Origin of the sequence: Halodesulfovibrio sp. MK-HDV, assembly GCF_009914765.1 — a bacterium.
Lineage (GTDB): Bacteria > Desulfobacterota > Desulfovibrionia > Desulfovibrionales > Desulfovibrionaceae > Halodesulfovibrio.
Window position 1 is genome coordinate 1 of sequence record NZ_WYDS01000044.1, and the last position, 4,815, is coordinate 4,815.

At 47.1% G+C, this 4,815-nt stretch carries 3 protein-coding genes; all 3 read left to right on the top strand.

What is annotated here, in order from left to right; genetic code table 11:
• Positions 1-471, top strand: a 471-nt coding sequence (locus MKHDV_RS18415) for an NAD(P)H-dependent oxidoreductase subunit E (protein WP_216846967.1), incomplete at its 5' end; no start/stop codon positions are given.
• Positions 472-481: 10 nt separating this feature from the next.
• The gene (gene nuoF, locus MKHDV_RS18420) at positions 482-2,329 is read left to right on the top strand and encodes an NADH-quinone oxidoreductase subunit NuoF (protein ID WP_160717934.1); all 1,848 of its coding nucleotides are present in this window, start codon (positions 482-484) and stop codon (positions 2,327-2,329) included.
• Positions 2,330-2,339: 10 nt separating this feature from the next.
• The coding region (fdhF, locus tag MKHDV_RS19060) for a formate dehydrogenase subunit alpha (RefSeq protein ID WP_254060530.1) at positions 2,340-4,815 on the top strand (2,476 nt) is incomplete at its 3' end.

Here is a 4,815-nt window from a genome sequence, read left to right on the forward strand (position 1 = left end):
AGTGAAGAAATTTCTCAAGAAATGTGGAAAGAGGTTGATTGTGTTATCGAGCGCCATCGTGAAACTCCCGGAGCGCTGATTACAGTACTTCGCGAAGCACAAAATGTTGTGGGTTGGTTCCCGCAGGCGCTTATCGAATATATTGCAAAGGGGATGAATATTCCTTCAAGCGATGTGTTCGGTGTGGTTTCATTTTATTCCCTCTTTTCCCTTAAGCCTAAAGGGCGCAACTCCATTAAGGTTTGTACCGGTACAGCCTGTTATGTAAAAGGTGCGCGCGAAGTAATTGGTCGAATTTCCGGCGAGTATAACATTGCGGAAGGCGAAACAACCGAAGACAGACGCTTTGATCTTGAAGGCGTTCGCTGTGTCGGCGCTTGTGGTCTGGCTCCTGCTATGGTTGTTGATGGGGATATCCATGGTGATGTGACCGCAGAGTCCGTTTTGAAAATTTTAGAAAAGTATTCTTAACGGAGAGCCTATGACACATGTAACTCCTCAAAAGCTTACAGAGATGCAGCAGGAATATGCTGCTCGTATCTCCGAGCCGAATATTCGCCATCTTTTGATTTGCGGCGGTACAGGCTGCCATGCCACCGGCAGTTTGAAAGTGAAAGATGCGCTGCACGAAGAAATTGCAAAGCACGGGCTGGAAGATACTGTTCGTATTGTCGAAACAGGTTGTAACGGTTTCTGTGCGCTTGGCCCATTGATGGTTGTTCATCCTGATAATGTTTTTTATCAGAAAATGACCAGAGATGATGTTGCTGAAATCGTCAGTGAGCATCTTGTTAATCATAAGCCGATTGAACGTCTTATGTATAAAGATCCGCAGTCTAAAAAGCGGGTTCCACTCTTCTCCGACATTCCATTTTTTGCATTACAGAAGCCATGGACGCTGCGCAATAAGGGGATCATTAATCCTGAATCCATCGAAGACTATATTGGTCGCGAAGGGTATATCGGGCTCTCTAAAGTCCTGCTGGAGATGCAGCCGTCTGACATTATCGATGAGATGAAAGCGGCCGGTATTCGTGGTCGTGGCGGTGCCGGTTTCCCGACTGGCATGAAATGGTCTTTTGCAGCACAGAACGACAGTGACATTAAATATGTGCTCTGTAACGCGGACGAGGGTGACCCCGGCGCGTTTATGGACAGAAGTATTCTGGAAGCTGATCCTCATGCTGTGCTGGAAGGGATGACCATTGCTGCACGCGCGATTAATGCAACAGAAGGCTATATTTACTGTCGCTCAGAATATCCGCTTGCTATTAAACGTGTACAAATTGCCATTGATCAAGCTCGCGAAATGGGTTTGCTCGGTGAAAATATTATGGGCACGGGCTTCTCTTTTGACATCTTTATCTATCAGGGTGCCGGTGCGTTTGTGTGTGGTGAAGAAACCGCACTTATGCGCTCCATCGAAGGCAAACGGGGCATGCCAATTCCGCGTCCTCCGTTCCCGGCCGCTCAGGGTCTATGGAAGAAACCTACCATTCTTAACAACGTAGAAACCCTTGCAAACGTCGCGCAGATTATGGTTAACGGCGGCAAGTGGTATTCCTCCATTGGTACAGAGAACAGCAAGGGCACAAAAGTGTTCGCACTTTCCGGCGATGTCAATAATATCGGACTGGTTGAAGTACCTATGGGCACTTCACTGCGTTCCATTGTGTACGATATTGGCGGCGGTATCCCTAAGAAACGCAAGCTGAAAGCTGTGCAGCTTGGTGGTCCTTCCGGCGGGTGTATTCCAGAAGAGCATATGGATGTTGTTGTCGACTACGAAGAAATCGCTAAAGTTGGTGCCATCATGGGCTCCGGCGGTGTTATCGTGATGGATGACAAAACCTGCATGGTCGATATGGCTCGTTTCTTCCTTGAGTTTATTCAGGAAGAATCTTGCGGTAAATGTACCCCGTGTCGAGAGGGCACACGTAGGCAGTTGGAAATTCTGGAACGTATTTGCGAAGGACATGGTAAACCGGAAGATATTTCTCTGATTGAAGAGTTGTCTGAAATGATTACCGGTTCAGCGTTATGCGGACTGGGGCAGACTGCTTCCAACCCTGTTCTTTCTGTTCTCCGTCATTTCCGTGAAGAATTTGAAGCGCATATCTTTGATAAGAAATGTCCAGCCAAGCGCTGTCCGGCGCTGGTGGAATTCAAAGTAATTGATGAGCGTTGTAAAAAATGCGGCAAATGTGCGTCTGTCTGTCCTGTTGGGGCAGTGGATTGGAAGAAGAAAGAAGTTGCAAAAATCAATACGGATTTGTGTGTGCAGTGTATGAGCTGTTACTCCGCATGTCCGTTTGATGCCATAGATTAGGCGGTGACACATGAGTACCTTAGAACTGACCATTAATGGCAAGGGCTATGCGTTCACCCAAGGTGAAACCATTCTGGATGTGGCGCGCAGAAACGATATTTTTATTCCAACATTATGCTATTTGAAAAATGCTTCACCAACAGGTGCATGTCGCATGTGTGTGGTGGAAGTAAAAGGTGCACGTTCCCTTATCGCTGCATGTACAGCACCGGCGGGTGCAGGCATGGATGTGCAGACAGAATCCAGGCCTGTTGTGAAATCACGTAAAATGAACTTGGAATTGTTGCTTTCCTCCGGTTCGCATGACTGTTTGCTTTGTCCTTCCACAGGCGATTGCCGTTTGCAGGATTTAGCATTCCGCTACAATGCAACAGGTAAGCGATTTGAACGTCCAAAGCCTAAATATCAGCCGGACTTTTCTAATCCGTTTTTAATTCGCGATTTTTCCAAATGTATTTTGTGTGGACGTTGTGTTCAGGCTTGTAAAGAAGTGCAGGTTAACAACGCCATTGATTTTGGATATCGCGGCAGTGATGCAAAGATTATTGCAAAATGTGATCTGCCGTTAGGCGATTCTGATTGTGTTTTCTGCGGTGAGTGTTTGCAGGTTTGTCCTGTAGGAGCGCTCAGTTTGAAGAAGGCACGCCAGAAGCCTCGTGTTTGTGAGACTGAAGTTGTTCGTACAACATGCGCCTATTGCGGCGTAGGTTGTCAGATGAATCTGCATGTAAAAGACAATGTTGTGCAGATGATAAACGGAGTTGATGTTACTCCGAACAACGGTAGCCTTTGTGTAAAAGGTCGCTTTGGGATGCAGTTTATTAACTCAGACGAACGACTGACGACACCGCTTATTCGCAAAGACGGCGAGCTTGTTCCTGCAGAATGGGATGAAGCTTTAGACCTGATTGCCGAAAAATTAGGCGGATATAAAACAGAAAACGGTGCGGATTCCATAGGTGTTCTTGCCTCTGCCCGTTGTACTAACGAAGAAAATTATCTTTTTCAGAAGTTTGCACGCGCAGTTATCGGGACAAATAATGTCGACCACTGCGCACGGTACTGACACTCTCCTACGGTAGCCGGTCTGGCTGCCGCATTTGGAAGTGGTGCTGCGACAAACCCGATTGATGACCTGAAAAATGCCGACACGGTACTTATTACAGGCTCAAACATTACTGAGAACCATCCTGTGATGGGTGCTGCGCTTAAGCGTGCAATCACACAGCACGGGACAAAACTGATTGTGTCAGACCCGCGCAAGATAGATGTTGTACGCTTTGCAGATGTCTGGCTACGGGCCCAGCCGGGTACAGATGTGATCTGGATTAACGCACTTGTGCATGTTATTTTGCGCGATGGTCTGCACGATCAGGAGTATATCGATGAACGCACAGAAGAATTCACAGCCTATTCGCAATCCCTTGCGCCATTCACTCCGGAGCACGCAGAGAAGATGTGCGGTATTCCGGTTGCTGAGCTTGAAAAAGCAGCGCACTTGTATGCCAAAGGGCGAGCCGCAATCCTCTACTGTATGGGAATCACCCAGCACGTAAGTGGGACAGATAACGTAAAGGCGCTCGCAAACCTTGCCATGTTATGCGGTAACATTGGTATAAAAGGTGGCGGCTTGAATCCGTTACGCGGGCAAAATAACGTACAGGGTGCCTGTGATATGGGCGCACTTCCTGTAACGTATCCTGCCTATGGAAAGGTTACAGACGATGCAGTCCGTGCTCGTTTTGAAGCAGCATGGGGTGTTAAATTGTCTCCTTCTAATGGCATGACATCGCGACAAATGTTCGATGCTGTGGATACAGGTTCACTTAAAGCGATGTATCTTATTGGTGAAAATCCGGTTGTTTCCCACGCAGATTCTGCTCATGCTGTACATTGTTTAGAGAAAATTCCGTTCCTTGTGGTGCAGGATATTTTCTTAACAGAGACAGCACAGCTTGCAGATGTTGTACTGCCTGCTGCATGTTTTGCGGAAAAAGATGGCACCTTCAGCAACACAGAACGACGAGTTCAGCGTGTTCGAAAGGCTGTAAATCCACCGCAAGGCGCACGTGATGATGCACAAATTATGTGTAACATTGCTGCTAAAATGGGTGCAACGTTGGCACCGGAAGACGGAAAAAACATTGCGGCTGTCTTTGATGAGATGGCATCTGTAACGCCTTCATATGCAGGTATAACTTACGAGCGTATTGAAGAATCCGGCATTCAGTGGCCGTGTCCAGATGCAGAAAGTGAAGGCACAGAGATCTTACACGTGGGTAAATTTGTTCGCGGAAAGGGTAAGTTTCATCCTGTAAGCTTTGTTGCACCTGCAGAAGTTGTTGACGAAAAATATCCGTTAATACTCACAACGGGTCGCGTATTGTACCAATATCATACAGGAACTATGACTCGAAAAGCCGAAGGGCTTGCAGCAAAAGTTCCTACAGCGTATATAGAAATGAGTAGCAATGATGCTGCAAAAT

What these genes read in the sequence shown, in the direction of transcription:
- nuoF (WP_160717934.1), top strand. Translation starts at nt 482, where the DNA reads ATGACACATGTAACTCCTCAAAAGCTTACAGAGATGCAGCAGGAATAT.